The following is a 26,554-nucleotide window of genomic DNA, read 5'->3' on the forward strand; positions in this document are numbered from 1 at the left end:
TTTATGCACCGTGATTATGCAGTCGCGCGCGTTTGCCAATTTCCTGTACGCTCCGGCCATTCGAATATGAGCCGGGGGGAATATGTTGGCAGCGTGCGAGGCGAAAGCCATTTACTTTGCACTGACGGGTCGTGCGCCTGTTTCGACGATCACATTTCCAATCGGTCACATCGATGTCAGCGCATCGACATCGTCGGGCATGTCTGGGGCGCAATCCATCTGGTTTGAATTGGTGAAGGGGGTGCCGGCTGCGATCGTAGCGCTTGTGGTCGGAATCGTCGGCGGCCTGATTGCGTGGCGGCAATACCGCGTCGCGCGGGCGAAACTGAACCTCGACCTGTTCGAGAAGCGCTACGACCTGTTTATGGTCGTCTGGACGTTTGTATCTGGCGTTGTGCAGGGCTCGGAGCAACGGTTCAACTCGCAGGAGCGGATCGCGATGATTAACCTCTTACCCAAGATGGAGTTCTTGTTCGGGCATGACCTCGCGGAATACGTGCGAGAAATCAATTCACGGCACGCTTCCTTGTGGTCGATTAACAATGCCGTCGCGCGAAACAACGACGTAATGCCGGAGGAGCACGTTCAAGAGCACCTTGAACTGATGAAATGGTTTGCTGGCGAGGCGCTGCATGGCGTTAGGAAACGGTTCGGCGAGTACCTGAATTTTGAAGAGTGGCGTTGAAGGGCGGAAGTTGCGCGTTTGCCAAAGCGTGTACCGATGCCCGTCGACCACCTCGTCCATAATGACGAGCGCGCACGAATGGGCCGTCGAGCGCGATCAAATTGCCAGCGCCAGCTGGCGCAGTCCGCAACGACAAATCCAACAAATCTCGATCGTGAAGTTTTCCCGTATTCCAGAGCTTGATGTTCTCCGCTTCATCGCCGCCGTTGCCGTCGTGTTCTTTCACTACGCTTTCCGCGGCTACGCCGGCGACGACATGACGACCATGCACTATCCGGCGCTTGAGCCCATCGCGCAGTACGGGTTTCTGGGCGTGCACCTGTTTTTTATGATCAGCGGCTTCGTGATCCTGATGACGGCGGGCGACGAAAGCATCAAGCGCTTCATTGCGTCACGCGCATCTCGCCTCCTACCCGCGTTCTGGGTCTGCTGCACGATCACTTTTTTCGTGACGCTCGCGATAGGCGGCGATCGATTCACCGCGACGTGGCCGCAATACCTGATGAACCTGGTGACGCTCGGCGGTGGCTTCGGCGCCGATCCGATCGACGGCGCGTACTGGTCGCTCGGAGCGGAGCTGCGGTTCTACCGCCTGGTCGGCATTCTGCTCATCATCGGCCAGATCCACCGGGCCGAGCGCTGGCTCTACGTGTGGCTGATTGGTACGGTGCTCGTCGAGCTGTTCCCGTTCATCAAGCTCAAGGGCTTCTTGGTGACGGACTATGCGGGCTTCTTCATCGCCGGCGCCGCGTGCTTTTTAATCCGTGCACACGGCTTGTCGCGATCGCGCGTCGCGCTCGTCTGCGCCGCGTGGGGTCTGTCGCTTTATCACGAATTCCAGCTCTTGCCGTACTTCAGTGAGCACTTCGGGAAGCCTCTGAATCCGGCTGTCGTCGCGGCCGTGATGAGCACGTTCTTCGTTGTGATGCTTGTGCTGGCGTTGCGCCGCACGCCGATGCTCGCCAGCTCGCGATGGGTTTGGTTCGGTGCGGTCAGCTATCCGCTGTACTTGATCCACCAGAACGTCGGTTACATGCTGTTCAATGAAGCCGGTTCGGCTGTCGATCAGGTCGTGATGTTTTGGAGTGTTGTCGCCGCGGCGATCGGGGCGGCGCTGCTGGTGCACGTTGCGGTCGAGAAGCCCGCCGCGGGGCCGCTGAAGCGGGGCGTGTTTCATGCACTCGACGCACTGCAACGCTACGTTCCTGCGCGCGTTACGCGTTGGCGGCAGGGCAAAATACAGCGCGGTGGAATGGCTGGCCGCGTGCCGCGTTCGTAGAAGGCCGAGCAGCGAAATTGCAGCTTGGTTTCACTGTCTCGGCGCTTAATTCTTTCCCCTTCTGCTAGTCCAATCTCACAAACTTTGGCTTCGGCGAGATGATTTTCGGAGCCATAGCCTTGACGTGCAGCCAGTCGGGGGCGTTGACGCTGACGAGACGGTGATTGCTTTCAACCAGATCCTGCTGCGCGGCCTCATTGAGAGCATCTTCGATCTCAATCGCCAAGGCATCGGGATATCTTTCGAGCTGCTGCTGGACGAGCTGCGCCTTTGCAGAAGGTTTCGTGTAGTAGGGGGGCGTCGGCTGCTTGCCGAGCGTACAGATCGCGCGCGCGACGGCGTGGTATGCGTCATTGAACAGCCCCATGAAGCCGTTCGGATCCGCAAGCGTCACGACCCATAACCCGTGGTCTTGGCTGAACGATACGCCTTGACGGTTACGACGGTCGGCAGATTCTGGAACGATACCGACGCGAAGTCCCTTACCGCCTTCGAGCAACCCGAAGTTCGATTTCACCGTCGCCGCAAAGTAGCGCGGATCGTCCTCAGCCGATAGGAATAGGTCGGTCTTCCAAATTTTCTTGATTCGCTCGTTCAGTGCGTGCTCTGCGGTGTGACCTTGCGCGGCCAATTGCACCCACGGCCCGAAGCGAAAGGGCCTTCCCGTGCCCTGGGGCAGCAAGTAAGCGTCGGTACCAGCTTCATCGATCATGGCATCGGTGAACCCGAGATATTTCGCCCGCTCCTGACCGAAGAGCATGGAGCGCGGCTCAGCGTCCTTTACGTACTTCGACGCCCGGCGCAATGCTTCAGCGACAGGGTTGGTAACAGACGGCTCGCGGCCGAGAATGGCCTCATGAACAGCCCATTCGAATCCGTCGCCGCGCACGCCCTTGTCACGCTCGATGCGAGCGACTTTCGCCAACTGGCGCATCCTGACCTCCTTCAACGGCGTGTTGAGATCGCGGAGATCCTCATCTGAAAGCGAGTCGATGTGTGCCCGTAGGATCGACCGCGACACAGCATAGAGAGCACGGCCGTACTCGTCGATCGGGGCGTTTTGTTCGATGAATGTGATGTTTGCGCTTGCTTTTAGTTCTTTAGGTGGCATGTCGCGATAGTGGTCTCGTGTGGTGGTTCTGCAGGGTGTCACAACGACACCCTCGGCCGTTTAGTGCTTCGCTATCATCATGCATAGGTTCACGTGAAGGCAAGACGGACAAGAGACTGCGCCATCGCGTGCAGCTAAATTGCAGCTTGGACGAGGTGGATTGGCCTTGATTGGCCTTGTGTAGCCTTGGTTTTACAGTTTGCGAGTTGCGTAAGGCTTTGATTTAAAAGGATGTATTGTGCGCCGGTAAAGCTCCGAAGGCAGGGGTTGCTGGTTCGATCCCAGCCGGGCGCGCCAAAACATGCCTGTTCAGGCGTCCGGCGGTTTCGCCGTCTCATCCGCATTACCATTTCCCCGCTTGCAGTAATATTCCGGCCGGCTATCCGCATGGCGGTTTCCGATCGCGTGCATCCGACCGAGCGAAACCTTGCACCGATGTCGTTCGATGCACCCGAAGCCCGCCTGAAACGCCGATTGAACATGTCGACCGAAACGACGAACAGCCGCCCGGAAGCCGGCGCCGCGATCACCGCATGAGCAAATCCCTCCCAGTCCAGATCATCAACGGCCCGGACGGCGCGCCAGCCTTCGTCGTGATTCCGTACGCGGACTATGTCGCGCAGCGGTGCGCCGCACGCGACCTGATTCCGCACGAGCTCGTGACGCGCGTCGTGTTCGACGGAAGCTCGCCCGCGCGTGCGTGGCGCGAGCATCTCGCCTGACGCGGGCCGAGGTCGCGCGGCGGATCGGCATCAGTCGCTCGGACTACGCCAAACAGGAAAAGCACGGGAAGCTGCGCAAGTCGATGCGCAAGAAGGTCGCGGCCGCGCTCGACATCACGATCGCGCAGCTCGATTTCTGACTTTCCGACCCGCGGCGCAGCGCGGCGAGCGGCCCCGGATGCAGGTGGCCGGCACGCCGTCGCGCCGCCTCGCCGATGTGCGAGAATCCCGCGCAATGACAACTCCAAGCGTCGATCGCGGCGGCCGTCCGCGCATCGCGCCGACTCCCGATGGCTGCCATTCCGTCTACCTCGACCGCAGTCGATGCCCGCGCGCTGACCGATGCTCAGCACGCGCTGCTCGCGCGTCTGCACGCGTATTCCCCTGACGACCCGAACGCGCCGCTGCCGTACAGCCGGCGTCTTGCCGAAGCCGAAGGCTGGTCGCATGCGCACGCGCTGGCCGTGATCGACGAATACAAGCGCTTCGCGTTTCTCGCACAGGCGGCCGGACACCCGGTCACGCCGTCGGTCGCGGTCGATGCCGCGTGGCATTTCCACCTGCAATACACGCTCGAATACTGGGACGTCTTCTGCGCCGGCGTGCTGCGCGCGCGGCTGCATCACATGCCCGACACGGGCGCGCCGGACGAAGCCGCCGTGTACGCGCAGCGTTATCGCGACACGCTGGACAGCTATCGCCGGCTGTTCGGCTGCGAGCCGCCGGAGTCGATCTGGCCGCGGCCTGCCGGCCTGCGTGCCGCATCCGGATCGCCGCCCCCGGAACCGTCGGCCGCGAACGGGGCGGGGGACGCGAGTTCGCCGGCCGCCGTGCAGGCGCGCAGAACCTGGCGCGACCGGCTGCCGAAACTCGCCTGGCCGGCTGCCGCCGCGAGCGTCGGGGCGACCTGCGCATCGGCGCAGGACTTCAACGTGCTGAACTACGCGGGGCCGCAGTTTCTCGCGTTCTATGTGCCTGCGTGCGTCGTCGCGTTGTTGTTGATCGTCGTGCTTCAGGCGATCGAGTTCCGCTATCGACGCTGGGGCGGACGTACGCGCAAGGCGTCGGCCGACCTGAGCACCGACGAAGTCGCCTATCTCACCGGCGGCGAAGCACGGGTCGCCCAGGTCGTGACGATGTCGCTCGCGCAGGCGGGCGCGGTCGACCTGTGGACCGCCCCCGGGCAGGGTGGCTACGTGCAGATCGCCGACCTGGAACGTGCGGGGCGCCATGACGACCACTGCGCGTGGCTCAAGGAGCAGCCGTCCGGCACCGTGAGCTACGACGTGTTTCGCAAGCGACTCGCCGGGTATGCGCAGGAGGTCGTCGACGGAATGCGCGCACAAGGCTGGCTGTGGGCACCCGGCGAGATGCGCGCGTCGCGCCTTGCCGCGCGTGCGATCGTGCTGATCGTACTGGGCACGGGGGCCGCGAAGCTCGCGATCGGCCTGAGCCGCGGGCGGCCCGTGTTGCTGCTCGCGGTCTGCATGGTGGTGTTCGCGGTCGCGTACCGGATCGTCGTGCGGCGGCTGACCGGTTTCGGGCGCGGTGGGGCGACGGCCGCCGGGCGGGCCGCGCTGCTTGCGCGCCGGATCGCGCACGATCCGCGCGCCGCGCGAAATCCGCAGCGCCCGCAACCCTACCAACCCGATGCGCACGCAGCACAGCAGGCGCAGCAGACGCAGGACCGCGAACGCGACGACCCGGACCCGTTGCTGTGGACTGCCGCGCTGTTCGGTGCGGGTGCGCTGGCCGGCACCGCTTGGTCGGTGTATTCGCAAACCGTGCAGACCGCGTCGCGGATGTCGTCGCTCGCCGCCCTGAAAGCGGGCAGCGGTTCGTTCGATGCATCGGACAGCAGTTGCTCGTCGTCGAGCTGCAGTTCGTCGAGTTCGTGCAGTTCCAGCTCGTGCAGTTCGAGTAGTTGCGGCGGGTGTTCGTCGAGCAATTGAGTGCGGGGGAGTGAGCGGTGCGCACCGTTGGTGAAGGCGGCAGCACATCACCACGGCGGCCGGCTCCGGTGACGGAACGGGCCGGCCGGATCGAAGCGGCGACTCTGCCGACGTGTGAGCATCACGAAGGAAAACCGGGCGTCAACGCCCGAGCGCCGAATGATGCACGCACCCGTCATCGGCCGGCGACGGCAATTCCACGCCCACGTGCGGCGCATCCGGGCCACGGACGCGAGACCCCACCAGCCCCTATCTCCGGAACAGAAGCCAGAACGCCGTTCTTATTCGTTGTCGGTTGCCGTCGCCGGCTTTCTATACTGCATCGTCCATGCTCGTGGCCGATGTGCCGCGACGTTTTCCACCGCCGTATCGAGCGGCCCGGCATCGAGCCGCCGCAGCGGCACACTTGCGACTGCGAATGAACGTTACGACCTCCGACGATTGTATTGGCGTGCTGCCTGACCATCCGTGGGCGAAGCATTTCATCGTGCTCGGCTACCGGGATGGCGCCTTTTCGGCGATTCCGAACAATTTTTTCCGCAACTGGGTCGATGAAGAGGCGCAGGTCGGTACGTTTCATATCGGCCGGTGCTCGTCGATCGGTGTGGGCTCGATCGCAAAGTACGATCGGGACGTTCAGAAACTCGTGATCGGCAAGCACGTGGCTGGCGGAATGCGTCTGCGGTTCCTGTTGAATGGCCAGCACGAGATCCGGACCATTTCCACGAGCCTGCTCAGCCTCTACGGTAACGGCCTCGAGAATCCGCCGATGCCGCAATACGCGGACACCGTGATCCACAACGACGTCTGGATCGGCGACGAAGCGCTGTTTCTCGGTGGCAGCCAGATCGAGAGCGGATGCGTGATCGGCGCGCGGGCCGTCATCCCGCCCAATTTCCGCACCGAGGCGTACGGCATCTATGCCGGCTCGCCGGCCCGTCTGGTGCGCTTCCGCTTCACGGAAAAAGTGCGCGAACGACTGCTGCAGCTCGCGTGGTGGGACATGCCGCTCGACTGGATCAAGCAGAACAACGACGCATTTCTGGTCGATCTCACCGCCGACGAAGGGCGCGCACTCGACACGCTCGCAGCGCTCCAGGAAGCCAGGGGCCGGGCCGTCAGCCAGCCGGGCCAACCGGCCGCCGTGCCGGCGTCCGTCTGACCGTCCGTTCGCGCCGCGCGCCGCGCGGCGCCGCATGACATGACCCCTGCTTCCGACGAATCCGCGCTGGTTCAACACGCGGCGACCCTGTGCCAGAACGGACAATTCGCCGACGCACTGTCGCTCGTCGCGCCCCTGCTCGACCGGCCGGCGCCGGCAGTCGCGGCGCTGCACATCGCGGCCGTCTGCGCGCTCGGCCTGAACCGGCTGGCCGACGCGGAAGCATGGTGGCGGCGCGCGATCGACGCGATGCCGGCGTTCGAGCCGGCCTGCGACGGCCTCGGCGCGCTGCTCGTGTCGCAAGGGCGCCTGCCCGATGCCGAGGCACTCCTGCGCCGGCAGCTCGCGTCCGTCACGCCGTTGCGGGCGTCGCACCATCACCGGTTCGGCAAGGTGCTCGAAGCGCTCGGCCGGCTCGATGAAGCGGAACAGGCATTCGGGCAGGCGCTGCTGATCGAGCCGCAGTCGGCCGACGTGCTGACCGATCTCGGCAACCTGTTGCGTGTGCTCGGCCGCCACGCCGAAGCGGAACTCGCCTACCGGCTCGCGATTGCCGTGCGTGCGGACTCCGTGCTCGCGCACGCCAATCTCGGCGCGATCCTCGTCGACATGCAGCGGCTGCCGGAAGCGGAAGCCGCTAGCCGCCAGGCGCTCGTGCTGTGCCCGGATCACCCGGAGGCGCACTACAACCTCGGCGTCGCGCTGCAGAACCTCGATCGCCTGCCGGAAGCCGAAGCGGCCTATCGCGACGCGATCCGTTGCCGTCCCGGCCTGCCGCAGCCGCACAACAATCTCGGCTGCGTCCTGCGCGCGCAGGGGCGCCACGACGAAGCGATGGCCGTGTTCGCCGAGGCGCTGTCGCTCGCTCCGGACATGGCCGAAGTGCACTACAACCTCGGCACCACGTTCGCGCATGCCGGCCGCCACGACGACGCCGAACGCGCGTACCGCCGCGCGCTCGAACTGCGTGCGGACTATGGCGATGCGCGTTTCGGCCTGGCGACGCTGTTGCTCGGCCTGGGCCGGTTCGAAGAAGGCTGGCGGCGCTACGAATCACGCTACGAACAAGCGGCGTTCGTGCACCGCCGGACCCGCGAGGTGCTGCGGTGCGCGCAGTGGCAGGGCGAGCCGCTCGCCGGCAAGACGCTGCTTGTCTGGCAGGAAGACGGCCTGGGCGACATGCTGCAGTTCAGCCGCTATTTCGCGGAATTCCGGGCGCGGCACGCGGCGCGCGTGGTGTTCGCGTGCCAGCCCGCGCTGCATCGGCTGATGGCGACGGTCGACGGCGTCGACGCGGTGCTCGATCACGAGACGGCGACGGCGCAAGCCGCGCAGTTCGATTACTGGACGAGCCTGCTGAGCGCGCCGATGCACACGGGCACGACACTCGACACGATCCCGCCGCCGGTGCGGCTCGCGCCCGATCCGGCCAGCGTCGCGCGCTGGCGCGCACGCGTCGATGTATTGCCGGCCGGCCCGCGCGTCGGCCTCGTGTGGAAAGGCAACCCGAAGCATCACAACGACGCGCACCGCTCGCTGCCGTCGCTTGCGTTGCTGACGCCGCTTTGGAGCGTGCCGGGGGTGAATTTCGTGAGCCTGCAGAAAGGGCAGGGCGAGGACGAGGCGCGTCAGCCGCCGGGCGGCCTGCCGCTGCTGCACCTGGGCTCGGAGCTCGACGATTTCGCGGATACGGCCGCAATCGTCGCGCAACTCGATCTCGTGGTGTGCGTCGACACGTCCACCGTGCATCTGGCCGCGTCGCTCGGCAAGCCTTGCTGGGTGCTGCTGCCGAATCAGGACGTGGACTGGCGCTGGATGCACGGCCGCGACGATTCGCCGTGGTATCCGGGCACGGTGCGGCTGTTCCGGCGCGGGCGCGACGAAAGCTGGATCCGGATGGCCGAGCGCGTGCGGGCGGCGTTTGCCGCGCATTTCGCAGCGGGTCGCGTGACGGCGGACGAGACGGCGCAGGTCGTCTGACGTGACGGCGCGCGCCGCGCGAGTGCGGCGACGCGGCATACTGCGGGGATCGCGGCAAGGCCGCCCCTGCTTTCAGATCAATCGAGGCCCTTGTGGAAAACATCGTCATCGTCGGCTCGTCCGGTCACGCCAAGGTCGTGATCGACATCGTCGAACAGGCTGGCCGGTACCGGATCGCCGGGCTGATCGATTCGTTCCGGCCCCGCGGCGAGGAGACCCTCGGCTACGCGGTACTGGGCGCCGAACGCGACCTGCCGGATCTGGTCGATGCGCACGGCATCGCCGGGCTGCTGGTCGCCATCGGCGACAACCACGCGCGCGAGAACGTGACGGCCGCTCTCGCGGCGCTCGTGCCGGGCCTGCCGTGCGTGTCGGCGGTGCATCCGGCCGCACGCATCGGCAAGGCGTCGACGATCGGCGCGGGTACGGTCGTGATGGCCGGCGCAGTGATCAATCCGTGCTGCGCGATCGGCAACGGGTGCATCGTCAACACGAACGCGTCGCTCGATCACGACGGCACGATGGAGGATTTCTCGAGCCTCGCGCCAGGCGTCGTCACGGGCGGCAACTGCCGGATCGGCCGCGGCGCGGCGATCGGCCTCGGCGCGATGCTGCGGCACCGGATCGCGGTGGGCGAGCACGGCGTCGTGGGCGCGGGTGCGGTGGTGCTGCGCGACGTCGAGCCGTACACCGTCGTGTACGGCAACCCGGCCCGCCGGATCCGCGCGCGCGCGGCCGGCGAGCGTTACCTGTAGGCGTCGCGCGTCAGCGCGCGATCAGCTCGACGATACGGCGGACCATGTCGTCGGTGAGCGCCGGGTAGATCGGCAGGCACAGCACCTTGCGCGCGGCCTCGGTCGCGACGGGCAGGTTGTCGCGGTTGGCGGACGGCAGCCCTCGGTACATCGGGAATTCCGAAATCAGCGGATGGAAGTAGCGGCGCGCGTACACGTCGTAGTCGCGCAGCTTCCGGTACAGCCCGTCGCGATCGAGCGGGTAGTCTTCGTCGACGAGGATCGCGAAATACGCGTGGTTCGCGACGGTCTGGCCGCCGAGCGGCACGCAGCGGATGCCGCGCACGTCGGCGAGCAGCGTGCGGTACAGCGTGTCGATTTCGCGGCGGCGCGCGAGTGCGCCGTCGATGTGCTGCAACTGCAGCATCCCGAACGCGGCGTTGATTTCGCTCATCTTGCCGTTGATGCCGGGCGCGACGACCGTGACTTCGTCGACGAAACCGAAGTTCTTCAGGTGGTCGATCCGTTGCTTGGTCTTCGCGTCGGGGCAGATGATCGCGCCGCCTTCGAACGTGTTGAACACCTTCGTCGCGTGGAAGCTCAGCACCGACAGATCGCCGTGGGTGAGCACGCTGCCGGTGGTGTTCTGCACACCGAACGCATGCGCGGCGTCATAGATCACGCGCAGGTTGTAGTTGTCGGCGATCTTCTGGATGGCTTCGACGTCGCACGGATTGCCGTAGCAGTGCACGGGCATGATCGCGGTGGTTTGCGGCGTGATCGCCGCCTCGATGCGCGCGGGGTCCAGGTTGAGCGTGCCGGGCGTGACGTCGACGAATACCGGCTTGATGCCGTTCCACAGCAGCGAATGCGCGGTGGCGACGAACGAATACGGCGTCGTGATCACTTCGCCGTTGATGCGCAGCGCCTGCAGCGCGGTGACGAGCGCGAGCGTGCCGTTCGCGAACAGCGACAGGTGCGGCACGCCGAGATACTCGCACAGCGCGCGCTCGAACTGCTGGTGGAACGGGCCGCCGTTGGTCAGCGTGCGGCTCTCCCAGATCTTCTCCAGGTACGGCAGGAATTCGTCGAGCGGCGGCAGGTGCGGCTGCGTGACGTAGATGCGTTCGTGCGGCAGTTGCGCGACGGACGACGCGGGCAGGCTGGCGGTCATGATGGTCTCTCTCGATCTGACGTGAGGTTCAGGCCTCTGCCGCGGCCTGTGCGGTGGTCGTGTCGTCGAACAGCGGCGTGTCGAATGCGGTCGCGGGTTCGCCCGCGCACCAGCGGGTCCACATCGTGCGCAGCGCCGACGACAGCCCGGCCGCGACGACAGCCGGCCGGAACGCGGCGGACTCTCCGCAGCGCGCGCGCAGGCCGGCGCGAAGTGCCTGCAGCGCGGCGGTGTCGCGGCCGAGCGCCAGCGCCCTCGCGACGAAGTCGTCCTCGTCGGTCGCGATGTACGCGTCGAGCCCGACATGCTGCAGCCAGCCCGCGCTGCCGCGCCCGGCCATCGTCGCGCCGGGGATCGTCACGGTCGGCACGCCCATCCACAGCGCGTTCAGCGTGGTCGTCGAACCGGTGTACGGGAACGCGTCGAGACAGAGGTCGACGCCGTGATGCTGCTGCATGTAGACGGGGATGCTCGAGCGCCGGTGGAACGTCAGTCGGCCGGAATCGATGCCGGCGGCGGCGAACCATTCGGTCAGCGTCTGCTGATCGCCGTCGCTGCCGATCGCGCCGAGCGCCATGCGTGCGGTCGGGTCCGCGTGCAGCACGCGTGCCCAGACCTCGATCACGTGCGGGCTCAGCTTGTTCATGCGGTTGAAGCTGGCGTACGTCGTATAGCCGTTGTGCAGCGCCGGCAGCACGTTGACGGGCGGGCAGTTCGGCGCCGGCATGAACGGCGCGATCGCGGGCAGCCGCACGATCTGCTCGACGAACTGGTCGTCGAATGCGCCGTGCGGCGCGACGAAGCGGTCCGTCAGGTAGTAGTCCATCGCGGCGAGGCCGGTCGTGGCCGGATAGCCGATCCACGACGCCTGAACCGGCGCGGCGCGCTGCGCCAGCGCAACGAGCCGGTTGCGGCCGGTGTGGCCCGACAGGTCGATCACGATGTCGATGCCGTCGTTGCGCACGCGTTCGAGGAAGGCCGAGTCGCTCATGCCGGCGACGTTGCGCCAGGTCGTCGCGTGGGCCTTGAAGCGTTCCGACGTGTAATCTTCCTCGAAGTGATTGTGATAGAAGTGCATCGCAATGCCGGGGTCGGCCGCGAGATGCTCGATCACGGGCACCGCGTAGGAGGCGACCGCGTGGCTGAACAGGTCGCCCGACACGAAGCCGACGTGCAGCTTGCGCGCCGGATCGCGCGGGTTCGAGAACACGGCCGCACGCTTGCGCTTTTGATTGTCGTAGCGCTTGCCGAACTTGCGGTGCTCTGCCACGAGTGCCTGCGGATCGAATTCGGTGCTGTGCGCGATACAGAACAGCATGCTGCTGTGAGTGACACTGTCGGTCGGGTTGATTTCGATCGCGCGCTTCAGCCAGCTTATCGCGTCCTGCGTTGCGCCCAGTTCGAGTAGCACGAAGCCGAGCGTGCCGCATGGCGCGGCCGTCCCGGGCGCGAGTTCGACCGCGCGCCGGCAGGCCGCGAGCGCTTCATCCGTGCGGCGCAGCGCGAACAGCACGAGACCGCGAATCCGCATGGCCTCCGGGTGATCCGGCTGAAGCTGGTACAGGCGCGTGCACTGCTCGTCGGCTTCCGCGAGACGGTTCATCGCCCGCAGCGTATCGGCGAGCAGGATGCGCACGAGGACTTCATCCGGCAGCAATTCGACCGTGCGAAAGCCGGCCTCGATCACTTCCGCGAAGCGGCCTTCCCGATGAAGCGATGCGGACAGCGCTCGCCAGCATGCACCGTCTTCCGGGTAGTCGGCGACCAGTTTCCGCGCAAGCGCGGTGGCTTCCGCGTGCCTGTTCTTGGTGTACAGCGCTGCGTGCTTTTGCAGCAGCGTCTGATTGGGGCGGCGGGCAGACTTGCCGGAGTCGCTTCGCCCGGCCGCGGTTTCCAGGACGATCGCCGCGTCGATGCCGCTTGGGGCGGTCGCGACCGCTGCAGTTGCGAGCACGATATCGGGTGACGCCAACTGGGCGATCAGGCTGTTCAGCGCGGGCCCGTGCACGCCGCGTTGTTGCGCGATTTCGACCGCGATCCACGCGGCGGCCGTCTGCCCGCTGCGATGCAGCGCGTGAATGTAGCTGACCCAGTAGTTGCCGTTGTCCGGGCTTGCGCCGAGGGCGGCTTCGAAATGCGGTACCGCATCAGCCGCCTGGCCCATATCGGCCAGCAGCACCGCGAGGTTGTAATGCGCATCCCCATGCGCGGGCATCGCGTCGAGGATGGCCTCGTACAGCGCCCGGGCGTCGTCGAACGCGCCGCTGCGATGGCGCTCGAGCGCGTTGCCCATGACGAGCGCAATGTCCTGCGCAAGCTGCTGTTCGGGCGTAAGCGTGGCGGAGGCGGACAGGTCGAGCGAGAGCATGATGGAATCTGCGGAAAGTCGGTCGATACCATTATGGGTAGCGCGCCGCTGCGCCGATGCCATGAGATGACGGTAAAAGCCTGGTCAGTTTGGCCGATTGAACGGCCCGCCGCGGGGCCGGGCGGCGCCCCCAAAAAAAACGCCCGCACGAGGCGGGCGGAGGCGAACGAGCACGCCCTCACATCAGCGCGTAGTTCTTGTTGTCAGGTTGGCGGCGCGCGCGTGTCGGGCGCCGCGTGGCGCGATTTAACGGCTCGCGATGCTCTGGTACTGGCCGACGGCCTGCACGCGGCCCATCGCCGCCTGGTATTCGTTGGTCAGCTCCTGCTGCGCGCGTTGCGCGTCGGCGAAGATGTGCGCGTTGCTGGCCTGAATCCGGCGGATCGCGGCGATGCCGGCCGGCGGCTGATCGGCCGCGAGCGACGCAACGAGCGGCTCGCGCAGGTCGACGAGGCGCGCCGCCTCGATCCAGTCGGCCATCGCGGCCGCATGTTCGATCGCGTCGGTGAGCGCGTCGAGCTGGGCGATCAGTTCGGTCTGTTCCATCGTGGCTCTCCTGTCCGGCCAGCGGTCAGCTCTTGTTGCTCGACAGCGCGCCGGCACTGTTCGTGCCGCCGAACAGCTGCGTCAGGTACTGCGAGTTGCTGTTCATCGTCGCCATCAGCGTGTTGAGCGCGGTGAATTGCGCCTGGTACTGGCTGGTCAGTTGCGCGACGTAGTTCGACAGGTTCGTCTGCTGCGTGGCGACGCTTTTCAGGTCGTTGTTGAGCGCGGTCGTGCGTGCGGCGATCAGCCCGCCCGTCTGCGTGTAGTTCGTGATGTCCTTCGTCAGCTGCTGGCCGATCCCGTTCGTCGAGTTGAACAGCGACGCGACGCCGGTCGGGTTGTTCTGCAGTGCGGAGTTGAGCGCGGTGCTGTCGACCTGCAGCGTGCCGTCGGCCTGCAGCGTGACGCCGATCGACGCGAGGTTGACCGTCGAGCCGTTGCTGCTCACGCCGCCCGCGACGACCGACGCGAGTGCGTTGCGGATCGTGTTCAGCGTCGAGTCGCCGAGCAGCGGGCCTTGCGACGACGCGCCGGCCGTGAAGCTCGACAGCGAGCCCATCGTCGTGACGAGCGTGTTGTAGAGCGTCACGAAGTTGTTGATCGCCGACGCTTGCGTCTTCGTGTCGGTGGCGACCGTCAGCGTCTGCGGCTGCGTGCCGCTGACGGCGGCCGAGGTCAGGTTCAGCGTGACGCCGGTGATCGCGCCCGTCACGGTGTTGCTCGCGCTCGTCGCGGCGATGCCGTTGATCGTGAAGGCGGCGTCCTGCGCGGCCGTGCTTTGCTTCCAGGCGGCGCTGCTGTTGGCGGACGCAATGGACGACTGGCCGCCCGTCGTGCTGGCCGTCGACGTGACGCCGAGGCTGGAGAGGCCGTTGTCGCCGGTCACGTTGCTGACCGTGACGCTGATCGCATTCGCCGCGCCGGTCGGCGTCGAGCTGAGCACGAGGTGCGCGCCGTCGCTGCCGTTGACGACGGAAGCGACGATGCCCGGGTTGCCGGTCGTGTTGTTGATCGCGGCGGCGATGCCGGACAGCGTGTTGTTGTTGCTGCCTACGTTGACCGTGAACGACTTGCTGCCGAGCGACAGCGTCATCGTGCCGGTGCCGAGCGCCGTCGACGCACCGAACGCGGCCGACGACAGCGACTGCGACGTCGCGATCTGCGTGACGCCGACCGAATAGCTGCCGGCGACGGCGCCGGCGCCCGCGGTCGCGGTCAGGCCGGTGCCGCTCGCGGTGGCGGTGAAGGTGTTTTGCAGCGAGCCGTTCGACAGTGTCGTGACGCCGGCCTGGAGTGCGCTCAGCGCGGCCGAAAGGGCGCCGTACGCGGAAATCTGGGTGTTGTCGCTGGCCTGCTGCGCGCTGAGCGCGGCGGTCTGGCCGGCGGTCTTCGCATTGACGAGTGCCGTCACGAGCGAGTTGACGTCCATCGACGAGTTGCCGGTCGATCCGCTGATGATCGATTGGGCAGCCTGTTGCAGCGCGCTGTTGGCCGAGCTGTTGGCGGCGGTGACGGCGGGATTGATCGTCGACATCGTAGTGCTCCGTGCGGCGGGTAGTCCGTGAAATTCTGGATAAGGACCTGGCGGCGGGGCAACGCCCCGCGCGCCAAGTGACTACGGCCGGGCCGCGCGTTATGCGGGGCCCGGCCGTGGGTTGCTACGCGATTACTGCAGGAGCTTCAGGACCTGCTGCGGCAGCGAGTTCGCCTGTGCGAGCACCGAGATGCCAGCTTGTTGCAGCACCTGGTTCTTCGACATGTTCGCGGTTTCCTGCGCGAAGTTCGCGTCGGTGATCTGCGACTGTGCCGACGACAGGTCGGTCGATTCTGCTTGCTGCGCCGTGGCGATCGCCGTGAAGCGGTTTTGTGCCGCACCGAGCTGCGCCTGAACGTTGTTCACCGTCTGCAGCGCGTTGTCGATCGACACCATCGCGACGTTCGCACCGCTGACGGTGCTGATGTCGAGGGCAGACACGGTTGCATTCTTGTTGACGGCGTTGATTTGCGCAACTGCGTTCGTGGCCGCGGTGAGCGCCGCTGCCGACATGCTGGCGCCGCCGGCGCTGGTTGCGGTCGTCTGGAGCGTCAGAGTGCCGACTGCCGCGCCCGTGCCGCCCGTTGCGTTTGCGCCGAACACGGACTGGGCATAGGTTTGCGAGATGGTGCCGCCGTTCTGGTCGGTGAACGTGTAGCCACCCTTGCCGTCCGACAGCACGTTGATCGCGGTAACCGTTACAGCCGCCGCCGCCGACGTGTACGCGCCGGTGGCGTCGAGGCTCAGGCCCGTCACCGTGCCGACCGTCTGGCCCTTCTGCACCAGACCGCCGCCGATCTGTGCTGCCGACATGCTTTGGCTCAGGTCCAGCGTGATCGTCTGACCGACGTTCGCGCCAACCTGGAACGACACGATGCCTGCGTTGCCGTTCAGGATGTTCGTGCCGTTGTACGTCGTTTGCGACGCGATACGGTTCACTTCCTGGATCTGCTGCGCGACTTCCTGTTGCAGTGCTGCCTGGTCGGTCGTGGACATCGTGCCCGTCGACGCCTGGACGGCCAGCTGGCGGATACGTTGCAGGCTGTTCGTCAGCGACGACAGTGCGCTCGATGCCGTTTGAATCATCGACACGCCGTCGTTCGCGTTCGACACGCCCTGGTTCAGACCGTTGATCTGGGTCTGCATCCGGGTCGAGATCGCGAGGCCTGCTGCGTCGTCTGCCGCGCTGTTGATGCGCTTGCCCGACGACAGGCGGGTGATTGCCTGCGACAGGGCGTTTTGCGAGCCGTTGAGGTTCTGCTGTGCAACCAGCGAGTTGATGTTGCTGTTAATTCCGAGCATGGAAAAATCTCCTGTGTAAGCCGAAAGCCCTGGAAAGCCGTTTTGGCGTCGGCGGAAGCACTCGTTCATTGCTGGCCGCCTCAGAGCAGGATTTCGGCGCACCAAAACAAAACTTGAGGGGCGCGTTGAGATTCGGCCCGATTTTTTATCCTTCTTTGTCATTTCGGACCATCCCGGCGCGATGCCGGATGGAAGGGGCCGGAGAGCGGTCCCGGCACGCAGTCGTTCGCCTGTGCACACGCAATCGACAAAAGGGTGGTTTTGTCTGTGATTCCCTGCTATGATGGCGGGCTGAATTGAGATTTCTGTCAAGCCTCTGCCGTTTTCGGCGTGTCTGCTGGCAGTCAAACGCGGCGCTGCACGCGGCTTGTGAAGCGTACTCGCGGTGCTTTCCGCCTCTCTTTTCCGGCCTCCGAGGCCGTATTTCCGCTCGTTTCGCCTGTTTGTGGGGACGCTCGGATGGCCGGTGCGTGGCGCTTGGCCGCTACGTTTTTGACCGTTTAAGCAATTTAGGAACGACATGACGACGATTCTTCTGAAAGAAAACGAGCCGTTCGAAGTGGCGATTCGCCGCTTTCGCCGTGCTATCGAAAAAAATGGCCTGATCGCTGAACTGCGCGAACGCCAGTCCTACGAAAAGCCGACCGCAGTCCGCAAGCGCAAGAAGGCAGCAGCCGTCAAGCGCCTGCACAAGCGCCTGCGCAGCCAGATGCTGCCGAAGAAGCTCCACTAAGAGCGTCTGACGGTTCGCCGCGAAACGGCGGAGCGAGCTTCGAAAGAAGCCGCTCCGCCGTTTTGCTTTTGTGGTTCGGGAAAATCCCGGGGCCGCCGCGGTGCGGCCATGCCGGCCGGCCGCCGACGGCTTGCGGCCGCCGGCGCGGCGCTCAGAAGTCGATCTTCGCGCTCAGGCTCACCGTGCGCGGGTCGCCCGGCTTCACGTAGTCCGCGTACTGGTATTCCCAGTAACGGCGGTTCAGCACGTTGTCGATCGACGCGCGCAGCGTCACGTCGTGGCGGCCGATCCGCGTCAGGTAACGCGCCCCCGCATTGACGACGAGAAAGCCCGGGGCGTCGAGGCCGCCGGCCGCGCGCAGCGGCGTCGCGCCGGTGAATTTCGCATCGACGCCGAGCGTCAGCCCCGGCACGCCGGGCACCGCATAGCCGATGTCGCCGGCGAGCACGAAACGCGGTGCGCCCGCGACGCGGTTGCCGTTGTTGCCGATCCCGTTCGCGTACCACGCGTCGAGCAGCATCGCGTCGACGCCCGCGTTCCAGCGCGCGCCGATTTTCGCGCGCGCACCGAACTCGATCCCCTGAATGACCGATTCGCCGTCCTGCACGTAGACGTTCGCCGCGTTCGCATATTCGGCGCTGCGCTCGATGCGGAACAACGCGGCCGTCGCGCTCCAGCGCGCGTGCTCGCTCTTGATCCCCAGTTCGTACTGCTTGCTGCGCAGCGGCTTGAGCACCTGGCCGGCGTTCGCGTAGACGTCGTTCACGCGGCTGCCGGGCTCGAGCGATTCGGCGTAGCTCGCGTACGCGGTGGTCGTCGGCGCGAGCTTGAACATCACCGCGAACGTCGGCGTCACCACGCCGTTCTGGCGATAGCCGGGATCCTCTGCGCCGCTCGCCTGGAACGAGCGCTGCTCGTAGTTCATGTAGCGCACGCCGGCGAGCACCGACCAGCGCGCCGAGAGCTGCACGGTGTCGCTCGCGAACAGTGATTTCTGCACGATCTCGCTCGTGCGGTACTGGATGAAGCCGTGCGGGCTGTCGTAGCGGTAGGGATTCGGCGCATACAGGTTGCCGGCGCCGAGCGGCACGAACACGCTGTTCGCCGAATAGTCGTTCGCCTGCTTCTGCCACGACGCACCGATCACGATCTGGTGGCTGAACGCCCCCGTGCGTACCTTGCCCTCGACCATCGCGCGCCACTGGCTGAAGCGGTGATCCTCCATCCCGACGTAGCGGCTGTCGGTGTAGTTGCCGGCTGCATCCTGCAGGTACAGCGTGCTTTCGTTGCGGCGGCGCGTCGCCTTGCTGTAGCTGTACGCGACGTCGAGCTGCCAGTCGGGCGCGAGCTGGTACTGCAGCCCGGCCGTATAGAGCTGCAGGTTCGTGTTCAGGTACTGGTCCTTGCCGCCGAGGTTCGTCGTGCCGCCGCTGATCGTCGCGGGCAGCACGCCGCCTGGATAGCTGCCGGTGAAGATCGACGGCGTCTGGCCCGCCGTGCGGCGATCCTGGTACAGCGCGCCGACATTCACCGACAGGTCGCGCGTCAGGTTCGCCTGCAGCGCGAGCGATACGCTGTCGCGGCGGAGGTTGCCGTCGTTGTACGTCCTGCCTTCCTCGTGCGTCGCGTTCAGCCGCGCGCCGAACCTGCCGTCCGGCCCGAAGCGCTGGCCGAGATCGACGTGCTCGGTCCACACATTGGTGCTCCGGTAGCCGACGTCGACGCTGCGCACGGGTTCGGCACCAGGCTGCTTCGTCACGTAGTTGACGACGCCGCCGGGCGTCACGAAGCCGTACAGGAAACCGCCGAGCCCCTTCAGCAACTCGACGCGATCGAGCTGCTCGTACGGCATCGTGATCCCGTACGTGACGAACGGCAGCCCGTCGATCTTGTAGCCGTTCTGCCAGTCGAGCTGCATGCCGCGCACGGTCATGTAACTGGCCCACGCGCTGTACGCGCCGCTGTTGTCGGACACCGACGCGTCGTTCGCGAACACGTCGCCGAGCTTGTACGGCTGGCGTGCCTCGAGCTCCTCCGACGTGACGATCGTCGTCGAGAACGGCGTGTCGAGCTGGCGGCGCGTGCCGAGCGCGCCGGTGGAGACCGTGTCGGTCAGGTGCTGCGGCGAGTCGTGCGCGGCGGTGACGTTGACGGCAGGCAGCACCGTGGCGCCGCCGGGCGAATCGTCCGCGTGCGCGAGCGACGCGGCAACGCAGGCAAGGGCGGCGGCCATGCGACGTGGACGGACGGGAGGGCGGGCGAGGCTGGCGGTCATCGTGGATAAGTAAAAATGCAAGTAAGAATCATTCGCATTGCGATAAAATGTCGCGCATCGTATCAAAACCCGTCGAACGCGCAACAATTCCATGCCGCGTGCAAGGGCATCCGGCCTCGCCAGCGACGGCCGGCACCGCTCGTGCGCGGCGCGTGACCTCAAATGACCTGCATTCCGTTGATCCGGGGCCGCTCGTGCCGGCCCGCTTTCCCTTTGCCGGGTGCGCGATGAATGCGTTCCTGCGACCGTTTCTCGTCCGACTGCATCGCTGGTTCGGCCTCGCGATCGCGCTGTTCCTGTTCGTCGCGGGGCTGACCGGCGCACTGATCGCGTGGGACCACGAGCTCGACGCGCTGCTGAACCCGGACTTCTACACCGCACGCAGCGATGCGGCGCCGCTTGATCCGCTCGCGCTCGCGGCGCGCATCGAGGCCGCCGACCCGCGCGTGCAGGTGACTTATCTGCCGCTCGCGATCGAACCGGGGCATACGCTGCAGGCCGGCGTGATGCCGCGCACCGATCCGGCGACCGGCCAGCCGTATGCGCTCGACTTCAGCCAGATCGCCGTCGATCCCGCGACCGGCGCGGTGCAGGGGCGCCGCGAATGGGGCGCGCTGTCGCTCGCGCGGCTCGACCTGATGCCGTTCATCTACCGGCTGCACTACTCGCTGTTCCTGCCGGTGTACGGCGGGATCAATTTCGGGTTCTGGGTGATGGGCGTCGTCGGCATCGTGTGGGCGATCGACAGCCTGATCGCGCTCGTGCTCGCGTTTCCGAACCTGAAAAGCTGGCGCAAGTCGTTCGCGTTCCGCGTGCGGCGCGGCGGCTATCCGCTGGTGTTCGACCTGCACCGCTCGGGCGGCGTGTGGGTGTGGGGGCTGCTGCTGGTCGTCGCGGTCACGTCGATCTCGATGAATCTCGCCGTGCCCGTCGTGCGGCCGCTGGTATCGCTGGTGTCGCCGCTCGCCGAGACGCCGTACACGAACCCCGAACACTTCCCGCCCGCGCCGCCGGGCAGCACGATGCTGCCGCGCGAGCGGATCGTCGAGATCGCGCGCGCGGCCGGGCGCGACGCGGGGATCGCCGCGCCGCCCGGCGCGCTGCTGTTCGCGCCGGCGATGAATGCCTACGCGGTCGGGTTCTTCACGCCCGGCAACGATCACGGCGACGTCGGGCTCGGCAACGCGTGGCTCTACTGGGACGCCGTGACCGGCAAACCCGTCGCCACCCAGGTGCCGGGCCGCGGCTCGGCCGGCGACCTGTTCATGCAGGCGCAGTTTCCGCTGCACTCGGGGCGGATCGCCGGCGTCGCGGGCCGCGCCGCGGTGAGCGTGCTCGGGCTCGTCATCGCGATGCTGAGCGTGACGGGCATCTGCATCTGGGTGAAGAAGCGCAGCGCGCGCGTGCGGGCCGCACGCGGTGCGCGGGCGGTTGCGCCAGCGCCGTCGCGCGCCGCCAGGTGAGCGGTTGCGCGTTGAGCATCGTTTCGTGAGGGGGCAGCGGGCGGCCTCATCGGAATAACCGGCATAACCGGCAGAACCGCCGCAGAATCACCGCAGAACCGCCGCAGAACCGCCGCAGAACCGCCGCAGAACCGCCGCAGAACCGCCGCAGAACCGCGGCGAACGATGAGCGGCCGGCGGATGCCCGCGCCGTCAGCCCGCCTTGCGCCGGCGTGCAGGCTGCTTGCCGCCGAGCGCCGCGCATTGCGCGTGGCAAGGGCAGCCGACCTCGTGATCGTTGACCATGCCGGTGGCCTGCATCAGCGCATAGCAGATCGTCGAACCGACGAACTTGCAGCCGTATGCCTTCAGCGCCTTGCTGAGCGCGTCGGACTGCTCGGTCGATGCGGGCGCGTCGCGGTACGACTGCCACGCGTTCTGGACCGGCGTGCCGCCGACGAACGACCACAGGAACGCGGCGAGCGACCCGTGTTCTTCCCGGATGCGCTGCACGGCACGCGCATTGGTGACCGCCGATTCGACCTTGGCGCGATTGCGCACGATGCCGGGATTCTCGAGCAGCTTTTCGATGCGCTTCGGCGTGAAGCGCGCGACGGCATCGACGTCGAAATCCGCAAAGGCGTCGCGATAGCCCGCGCGCTTGTTCAGGATCGTCGACCACGACAGCCCGGCCTGCGCACCTTCCAGGATCAGCATTTCGAACAGGTGGCGATCGTCGTGCGACGGCACGCCCCACTCGGTATCGTGATAGTGAGCATCCGCTTCAGTCTTCACCCAGTTGCACCGCTGCGACATCGTCTGCCTCGTTTTCAGTGTCGATTCGATCGTGCCAGCATAGCGGAAGCCTTTTTCACGGAACAGCCGGCCGAACGGCAGATGGGCGCGCGGCGCCGATCCGGTTAAGCTTGGCGCCTGTTCGAATCAGCGGGATGAAGGCATGGCGGCATTACTTTTTGCGATCGGGATCGACGGTGGCGGCACGGGCACGCGCGCGGTGCTGGCCGACCGGCACGGGCGCGAGCTTGCGCAGGGGCGCGGCGGCCCGTCGGGGCTCGGGCTCGGCATCGAGCGCGCGTGGGCATCGATCGGCGCGGCCTGCGCGGACGCGTTCACGCAGGCCGGCCTCGCATTCGACTGGCCGCAGTGCGCGCTCGGCTGCGGGCTCGCGGGCGTCAACAATGCCGCGTGGCTCGCCGCGTTCCGCGCGCAGGCGCCGCTCGGCGCGCTCGCGGTCGAGAGCGACGCGTATACGACCGTCGTCGGCGCACACGGCGGCGCGCCGGGGCTCATCGTCGCGCTCGGCACCGGCAGCATTGCGGCGGCGCTCGATGCGGCCGGCGCCTGCCGGATCGCGGGCGGCTTCGGCTTTCCGTCCGGCGACGAGGCGAGCGGTGCATGGCTCGGCGTGCGCGCGCTCGCGTATGCGCAGCAGGCGCTCGACGGCCGCGTACCGCGCGATGCGTTCGCGAACGCGTTGCTCGCGGAAACGGGCGCGCAGGATCGCGACGCGCTCGTCCAGTGGTCGTGCGATGCGAACCAGACGATCTACGCGCGGCTTGCGCCGATCGTGTTCGCGCACCGTTCGCATCCGGTCGCGGGCGCGCTGATCGCGCAGGCGGGCGACGAGATCGGCAAGATGATCGACGCGCTCGATCCGCAGCAGGCGCTGCCGGTCGCGCTGTGCGGCGGCCTGGCGGACGCACTGGCTCCGGCCGTGCCGGCGCGCCACGCCGCCCGGCTGCGCGCGCCGCTCGACGATTCGGCGCACGGCGCGCTGCGCCTCGCGCTGCAGGCGCTGCGCGAGGCGGAAGGCAACTGAGCAACTGAAGGCATTCGAGGGCAGCTGAACGCGCACCGAAACCGGGCCGACGGCGGCGATCGACCGGGAACCGTCCGGCGGGCAACCGGGCACGACGTTAGAATGGCCGTTCCGCAGAGCCCTGAGCGCCATTCTTCCGTCCCATGTACAAAGTCATCGCCACCGATCTCGACGGTACCTTGCTGAACAGCGACCACCAGCTCGATCCGTACACGATCGACACCGTCCGCCGGCTCGACCGCGACGGCCTGCAGTTCGTGATCGCCACCGGGCGCCACTACGCGGACGTCGCCGGCATCCGCGACGTGCTCGGCATCCGGCCGTACCTGATCACGTCGAACGGCGCGCGCGTGCATGCGCCGGACGACACGACGATCCACGCGCAGGACATCGATCCGGCAATCGTCCGCGGCCTCGTGCAGCCGGATATCGTCGGTGCGCACGGCCGCGTGATCGTCAACCTGTTCACCGACCAGGGCTGGCTGATCGACCGCGACGCGCCGCACCTGCTCGAATTCCACCAGGATTCGGGCTTCCGCTACGACGTGATCGACATGGCCGCGCACGACGGCACGGATATCGCGAAGGTGCTGTACATCGGCGATCCGGCCGATCTGGCGGTCGTCGCCGAGCAGATGCGCGTGCGCTTCGGCGATGCGCTGTATGTCACGTACTCGCTGCCCGACTGCCTGGAAGTGATGACCGCGAACGTGTCGAAGGGCCGCGCGCTGCGCTCGGTGCTCGCGCGGCTCGGTGTCGACACCGGCCACTGCATCGCGTTCGGCGACAACATGAACGATATCGACCTGCTCGAAACCGCCGGCCACGCGTTCATGATGAACAACGCGAACCCCGACCTGGTCGCGCGGTTGCCGCACATCCCGCGGATCGGCAACAACTTCGACGCGGGCGTCGCCCGCCACCTGCGCACGCTGTTCTCGCTCGAAGGCAACGCCGCCGCGTCCTGAGCGTCCTGCTCGGGTGGAAATGAAAAACGGGCGCCAGCGGCGCCCGTCGAAATTACCTGCCTCGATCTTCTTGGACAGCGTGAGGCTCGCTGCTCTGCTCGCTTGACCCCGTAGTGATTTATTCGCTTGTGCGAGCGGATGCCGGCAGCAGGTCGACGGCGTTGTCACGCCCCGCGACCAGCGGGTAGATGATCCCGGCGAGTGCCGCGCCGATGATCGGCGCCACCCAGAACAGCCAGAGCTGGCCGATCGCTTCGCCGCCCACGAACAGCGCGGGGCCGGTCGAGCGGGCCGGGTTCACCGACGTGTTGGTGACCGGAATCGAGATCAGGTGAATCAGCGTCAGGCAAAGGCCGATCGCGATCGGCGCGAAGCCGGCCGGTGCGCGCTTGTCGGTGGCGCCCAGGATCACGAACAGGAAGAAGCCCGTCATCACGACTTCGCAAATGAACGCCGCGCCGAGTGCGTAGTGGCCGGGCGAGCGCTCGCCGAAGCCGTTCGTCGCGAAGCCGCTGCCGACGACGTCGAAGCCCGGCTTGCCGGTCGCGATCAGGTACAGCACGAATGCGCCGAGCGTCGCGCCGACAACCTGCGCGACGATGTACGGCACGAGATCGCGTGCGGGGAAGCGGCCGGCGACCGTCAGGCCGACGCTCACCGCGGGATTCAGGTGGCAGCCCGAAATATGGCCAATTGCGAATGCCATCGTCAGCACCGTCAGGCCGAAGGCAAGTGCGACGCCGGCAAAGCCGATGCCGAGGCCCGGAAAGGCGGCGGCCAGCACGGCGCTTCCGCACCCGCCGAGCACCAGCCAGAACGTGCCGAATGCCTCTGCAGCGAGACGCTGAGAAAGATTCATGTAAGGACCTCGTTCAAGTTCAAGTGGATTGAAGGCGACCGGACGACGCGACGCATTTAAACCGTCATCCGGAATTGGTCTGGATTATAGGAAATGAATCGGGTGGGGGAGGGTCAACGATTGTTAAATTTTAATGGCTGACGAATGCCTTTATTAGAATAAGTCCGCATTCTCGATATAGTCGAATCGGTTAAAGATGGCAGCATTAATTTCGAAGGGCAGGGCGGCAGTGCGGATGGCGTAACGGATGTTGGTGTCCCGGCCGGATTCGCCGGGGCCGCATCATCAAAAGGGGAGTCGAAAAATGTCTCAATACGCGAAACTCAAGGCGCAGATCGCGGATCTGCAGGCCCAGGCGGATGATGTGCGCCGCCAGGAAGTGGCGGCAGTGATTGCCGAAGTCCAGCAAAAGATTGCCGAATATGGACTGACTGCCCAGGATCTGGGCTTCGCGGAGCGAGCGAAGCGCGGGCGCCCGCCGAAGAAGGCGCCGCTGCCGCCGAAATACCGCGATCCGAAGTCGGGCGCGACCTGGAGCGGGCGCGGCAAGCCGCCGAATTGGATCGTCGGTAAAAACCGCGATCGTTTCCTGATCGAATGATCGAAAACCCCAAACAAAAGAGCCGCATCGAGATGCGGCTCTTTTGTTTGGCGCGCCGATTGCGGCGCGGATTGGATTACGAAATATTTCTTCGCGGATTTCCGTATCAGGCGCCGGCGACGCGGCGCAATACCGGTTGGCGCGCTCCCGTGCAAAGCGATTCGTAAGTTTCGACATAACGCTGCGCCATTGCCTTCGAGCTGAAGCGCGTATCGAAACGTTCGCGGATCGCGGTGCGCGACAGGCTGTCGATCCGGTGCAGCGCGCCGACCGCACCCTGTACGTCCTCGACGATGAAGCCCGTGACGCCGTCCTCGATCACTTCCGGTACCGAGCCGCGATTGAATGCGACGACCGGCGTGCCGCAGGCCATCGCCTCGATCATCACGAGGCCGAACGGCTCCGGCCAGTCGATCGGGAACAGCAGCGCCTTCGCACCGGACAGGAACGCGGGCTTCTGCGCCTCGTTGATCTCGCCGATGAATTCGACGTGCGCCTCGCCGAGCAGCGGCTCGATCACTTCCTTGAAATAGTCGGCGTCCGCCTTGTCGACCTTCGCGGCGATCTTCAGCGGCAGCCCGCTTTGCGCGGCGATCCGGATCGCGGTGTCGACGCGTTTTTCGGGGCAGATCCTGCCGAGGAACGCGAGGTATTCGGGCTTCACGTCCGGCTGCGGCGTGAGCAGCGTGTCGGGCAGCCCGTGATACACGGTGCCGGCCCACGCGGCCTGCGGCAGCGGCTTGCGCTGGTTGTTCGAGATCGACACGACCGGCGCGTCGGGGAACGCGTCGAACACCGGCTGCAGTTCCGGCAGGTCGAGGCGGCCGTGCAGCGTCGTCACGTACGGCGTGTCGAGGCGCGACATCAGCGGGAACGGCAGGTAGTCGAGGTGGAAGTGCAGCACGTCGAATTCGTGCGCGACCCGGGCGACCTGCTCGAGGAGGCGCATATGGGGCGCCATCGAATCGCGGATCGACGGATCGAGCCGCAGCGCGCGCGGCCAGGCCGCCTCGAGACGGGCCGACGTGACGGAGTCGCCGCTGGCGAACAGCGTCACGTCGTGGCCGAGTTCGACGAGCGCCTCGGTGAGGTAGGACACGACACGCTCGGTGCCGCCGTAGAGTTTCGGCGGAACGGCTTCGTAAAGCGGCGCGATCTGGGCAATTCGCATGGGTGTTCTCCTGTTTGATCCGGGGGCACGAGGGTGCCGATGCGGATCCCGTGCAAGGTTGCGGAACTCGCCGACGCACGCGGTTGGCGGTACGTGGCCGTGCCCTGGGCGGGGTG

Annotated in this window: 22 protein-coding genes and 1 pseudogene; 13 read left to right on the forward strand and 10 right to left on the reverse strand. The window is 66.4% G+C overall.

Annotated elements, in window-relative coordinates:
• Positions 1-82: 82 nt before the first annotated feature.
• Positions 83-685, forward strand: coding sequence for a hypothetical protein (locus tag PQB87_RS01135; protein ID WP_489242483.1), 603 nt, complete (start codon positions 83-85; stop codon positions 683-685).
• A 61-nt stretch (positions 686-746) separates the two neighbouring features.
• A complete protein-coding gene (locus tag PQB87_RS01140; protein WP_489242484.1) occupies positions 747-1,964 on the forward strand; it encodes an acyltransferase family protein in 1,218 nt (405 codons plus the stop codon).
• Between the two features lie 64 nt (positions 1,965-2,028).
• Here the strand turns inward: PQB87_RS01140 and PQB87_RS01145 are convergent, their stop codons facing one another.
• Positions 2,029-3,075: a hypothetical protein gene (locus PQB87_RS01145; protein ID WP_489242485.1), complete on the reverse strand. Its 1,047-nt coding sequence runs from the start codon at positions 3,073-3,075 to the stop codon at positions 2,029-2,031.
• A 267-nt stretch (positions 3,076-3,342) separates the two neighbouring features.
• Here PQB87_RS01145 and PQB87_RS01150 point away from each other — a divergent pair, with 267 nt between their 5' ends.
• The 6 genes and pseudogenes from PQB87_RS01150 (at position 3,343) to PQB87_RS01175 (ending at position 9,646) form a co-directional block, all read left to right on the forward strand.
• Complete coding sequence (locus tag PQB87_RS01150; RefSeq protein ID WP_155633573.1) at positions 3,343-3,612, forward strand: hypothetical protein; 270 nt, start codon at positions 3,343-3,345, stop codon at positions 3,610-3,612.
• Positions 3,609-3,937: pseudogene (locus PQB87_RS01155) on the forward strand (helix-turn-helix domain-containing protein). The gene PQB87_RS01150 and the pseudogene PQB87_RS01155 overlap by 4 nt, the downstream one beginning before the upstream one ends.
• A gap of 150 nt (positions 3,938-4,087) precedes the next feature.
• A complete protein-coding gene (locus PQB87_RS01160) occupies positions 4,088-5,749 on the forward strand; it encodes a TIGR04222 domain-containing membrane protein (protein WP_489242486.1) in 1,662 nt (553 codons plus the stop codon).
• A 418-nt stretch (positions 5,750-6,167) separates the two neighbouring features.
• Entirely contained in the window at positions 6,168-6,911 is a 744-nt protein-coding gene (locus PQB87_RS01165) for an LbetaH domain-containing protein (RefSeq protein WP_489242826.1), read from the forward strand.
• A gap of 39 nt (positions 6,912-6,950) precedes the next feature.
• Entirely contained in the window at positions 6,951-8,891 is a 1,941-nt protein-coding gene (locus tag PQB87_RS01170; protein ID WP_489242487.1) for a tetratricopeptide repeat-containing glycosyltransferase family protein, read from the forward strand.
• A 92-nt stretch (positions 8,892-8,983) separates the two neighbouring features.
• Entirely contained in the window at positions 8,984-9,646 is a 663-nt protein-coding gene (locus PQB87_RS01175; protein WP_060062304.1) for an acetyltransferase, read from the forward strand.
• 10 nt (positions 9,647-9,656) lie between these two features.
• Here the strand turns inward: PQB87_RS01175 and vioA are convergent, their stop codons facing one another.
• The 5 genes from vioA to PQB87_RS01200 all read right to left on the reverse strand — a co-directional run bounded on the left by vioA (position 9,657) and on the right by PQB87_RS01200 (position 16,549).
• Entirely contained in the window at positions 9,657-10,799 is a 1,143-nt protein-coding gene (gene vioA, locus PQB87_RS01180; RefSeq protein WP_059490261.1) for a dTDP-4-amino-4,6-dideoxy-D-glucose aminotransferase VioA, read from the reverse strand.
• A gap of 28 nt (positions 10,800-10,827) precedes the next feature.
• On the reverse strand, positions 10,828-13,167 hold the full coding sequence (locus tag PQB87_RS01185) for a tetratricopeptide repeat protein (RefSeq protein ID WP_153487697.1): 2,340 nt from the start codon (positions 13,165-13,167) through the stop codon (positions 10,828-10,830).
• A 246-nt stretch (positions 13,168-13,413) separates the two neighbouring features.
• Positions 13,414-13,713: a flagellar protein FliT gene (gene fliT, locus PQB87_RS01190; RefSeq protein ID WP_111941729.1), complete on the reverse strand. Its 300-nt coding sequence runs from the start codon at positions 13,711-13,713 to the stop codon at positions 13,414-13,416.
• A 25-nt stretch (positions 13,714-13,738) separates the two neighbouring features.
• Entirely contained in the window at positions 13,739-15,247 is a 1,509-nt protein-coding gene (gene fliD / locus PQB87_RS01195; protein ID WP_048025301.1) for a flagellar filament capping protein FliD, read from the reverse strand.
• Between the two features lie 132 nt (positions 15,248-15,379).
• Positions 15,380-16,549 carry a flagellin gene (locus PQB87_RS01200; RefSeq protein WP_111941727.1) on the reverse strand — a complete coding sequence of 390 codons (1,170 nt, stop codon included), beginning with the start codon at positions 16,547-16,549 and terminating at the stop codon, positions 15,380-15,382.
• 520 nt (positions 16,550-17,069) lie between these two features.
• On the opposite strand from PQB87_RS01200, the gene rpsU reads away from it, so the two are divergent.
• Entirely contained in the window at positions 17,070-17,282 is a 213-nt protein-coding gene (gene rpsU, locus PQB87_RS01205; RefSeq protein WP_006401410.1) for a 30S ribosomal protein S21, read from the forward strand.
• 151 nt (positions 17,283-17,433) lie between these two features.
• On the opposite strand, the gene PQB87_RS01210 is transcribed toward rpsU, so the two are convergent.
• Positions 17,434-19,557 (reverse strand): TonB-dependent siderophore receptor, encoded by a 2,124-nt coding sequence (locus PQB87_RS01210; RefSeq protein WP_489242488.1) that lies wholly within the window; start codon positions 19,555-19,557, stop codon positions 17,434-17,436.
• A gap of 227 nt (positions 19,558-19,784) precedes the next feature.
• On the opposite strand from PQB87_RS01210, the gene PQB87_RS01215 reads away from it, so the two are divergent.
• A complete protein-coding gene (locus tag PQB87_RS01215; RefSeq protein ID WP_489242489.1) occupies positions 19,785-21,020 on the forward strand; it encodes a PepSY-associated TM helix domain-containing protein in 1,236 nt (411 codons plus the stop codon).
• 192 nt (positions 21,021-21,212) lie between these two features.
• Here PQB87_RS01215 and PQB87_RS01220 read toward each other — a convergent pair whose 3' ends face one another.
• On the reverse strand, positions 21,213-21,815 hold the full coding sequence (locus PQB87_RS01220) for a DNA-3-methyladenine glycosylase I (protein WP_059490251.1): 603 nt from the start codon (positions 21,813-21,815) through the stop codon (positions 21,213-21,215).
• Positions 21,816-21,957: 142 nt separating this feature from the next.
• Here PQB87_RS01220 and PQB87_RS01225 point away from each other — a divergent pair, with 142 nt between their 5' ends.
• Both PQB87_RS01225 and PQB87_RS01230 read left to right on the forward strand, forming a co-directional pair.
• Positions 21,958-22,839, forward strand: a complete 882-nt coding sequence (locus PQB87_RS01225; RefSeq protein WP_060313919.1) for a glucosamine kinase nucleotide-binding domain-containing protein — start codon at positions 21,958-21,960, stop codon at positions 22,837-22,839.
• Positions 22,840-22,982: 143 nt separating this feature from the next.
• Positions 22,983-23,807 carry a Cof-type HAD-IIB family hydrolase gene (locus tag PQB87_RS01230; RefSeq protein WP_048025307.1) on the forward strand — a complete coding sequence of 275 codons (825 nt, stop codon included), beginning with the start codon at positions 22,983-22,985 and terminating at the stop codon, positions 23,805-23,807.
• Positions 23,808-23,925: 118 nt separating this feature from the next.
• Here the strand turns inward: PQB87_RS01230 and aqpZ are convergent, their stop codons facing one another.
• Complete coding sequence (aqpZ, locus tag PQB87_RS01235; protein WP_021162848.1) at positions 23,926-24,666, reverse strand: aquaporin Z; 741 nt, start codon at positions 24,664-24,666, stop codon at positions 23,926-23,928.
• A 304-nt stretch (positions 24,667-24,970) separates the two neighbouring features.
• On the opposite strand from aqpZ, the gene PQB87_RS01240 reads away from it, so the two are divergent.
• On the forward strand, positions 24,971-25,267 hold the full coding sequence (locus tag PQB87_RS01240; RefSeq protein ID WP_021162849.1) for an H-NS histone family protein: 297 nt from the start codon (positions 24,971-24,973) through the stop codon (positions 25,265-25,267).
• 106 nt (positions 25,268-25,373) lie between these two features.
• Here the strand turns inward: PQB87_RS01240 and PQB87_RS01245 are convergent, their stop codons facing one another.
• A complete protein-coding gene (locus PQB87_RS01245) occupies positions 25,374-26,438 on the reverse strand; it encodes a glycosyltransferase family 4 protein (protein ID WP_111941719.1) in 1,065 nt (354 codons plus the stop codon).
• Positions 26,439-26,554 lie beyond the last annotated feature (116 nt).

Source organism: Burkholderia sp. KL41 (assembly GCF_057005415.2).

Coding starts and splice junctions, on each gene's coding strand:
- PQB87_RS01135 (WP_489242483.1), top strand. CDS start 83: ATGTTGGCAGCGTGCGAGGCGAAAGCCATTTACTTTGCACTGACGGGT.
- PQB87_RS01140 (WP_489242484.1), top strand. CDS start 747: ATGACGAGCGCGCACGAATGGGCCGTCGAGCGCGATCAAATTGCCAGC.
- PQB87_RS01145 (WP_489242485.1), bottom strand. CDS start 3,075: ATGCCACCTAAAGAACTAAAAGCAAGCGCAAACATCACATTCATCGAA.
- PQB87_RS01160 (WP_489242486.1), top strand. CDS start 4,088: ATGGCTGCCATTCCGTCTACCTCGACCGCAGTCGATGCCCGCGCGCTG.
- PQB87_RS01165 (WP_489242826.1), top strand. CDS start 6,168: ATGAACGTTACGACCTCCGACGATTGTATTGGCGTGCTGCCTGACCAT.
- PQB87_RS01170 (WP_489242487.1), top strand. CDS start 6,951: ATGACCCCTGCTTCCGACGAATCCGCGCTGGTTCAACACGCGGCGACC.
- vioA (WP_059490261.1), bottom strand. CDS start 10,799: ATGACCGCCAGCCTGCCCGCGTCGTCCGTCGCGCAACTGCCGCACGAA.
- PQB87_RS01185 (WP_153487697.1), bottom strand. CDS start 13,167: ATGCTCTCGCTCGACCTGTCCGCCTCCGCCACGCTTACGCCCGAACAG.
- fliT (WP_111941729.1), bottom strand. CDS start 13,713: ATGGAACAGACCGAACTGATCGCCCAGCTCGACGCGCTCACCGACGCG.
- fliD (WP_048025301.1), bottom strand. CDS start 15,247: ATGTCGACGATCAATCCCGCCGTCACCGCCGCCAACAGCTCGGCCAAC.
- PQB87_RS01200 (WP_111941727.1), bottom strand. CDS start 16,549: ATGCTCGGAATTAACAGCAACATCAACTCGCTGGTTGCACAGCAGAAC.
- rpsU (WP_006401410.1), top strand. CDS start 17,070: ATGACGACGATTCTTCTGAAAGAAAACGAGCCGTTCGAAGTGGCGATT.
- PQB87_RS01210 (WP_489242488.1), bottom strand. CDS start 19,557: ATGACCGCCAGCCTCGCCCGCCCTCCCGTCCGTCCACGTCGCATGGCC.
- PQB87_RS01215 (WP_489242489.1), top strand. CDS start 19,785: ATGAATGCGTTCCTGCGACCGTTTCTCGTCCGACTGCATCGCTGGTTC.
- PQB87_RS01220 (WP_059490251.1), bottom strand. CDS start 21,815: ATGTCGCAGCGGTGCAACTGGGTGAAGACTGAAGCGGATGCTCACTAT.
- PQB87_RS01225 (WP_060313919.1), top strand. CDS start 21,958: ATGGCGGCATTACTTTTTGCGATCGGGATCGACGGTGGCGGCACGGGC.
- PQB87_RS01230 (WP_048025307.1), top strand. CDS start 22,983: ATGTACAAAGTCATCGCCACCGATCTCGACGGTACCTTGCTGAACAGC.
- aqpZ (WP_021162848.1), bottom strand. CDS start 24,666: ATGAATCTTTCTCAGCGTCTCGCTGCAGAGGCATTCGGCACGTTCTGG.
- PQB87_RS01240 (WP_021162849.1), top strand. CDS start 24,971: ATGTCTCAATACGCGAAACTCAAGGCGCAGATCGCGGATCTGCAGGCC.
- PQB87_RS01245 (WP_111941719.1), bottom strand. CDS start 26,438: ATGCGAATTGCCCAGATCGCGCCGCTTTACGAAGCCGTTCCGCCGAAA.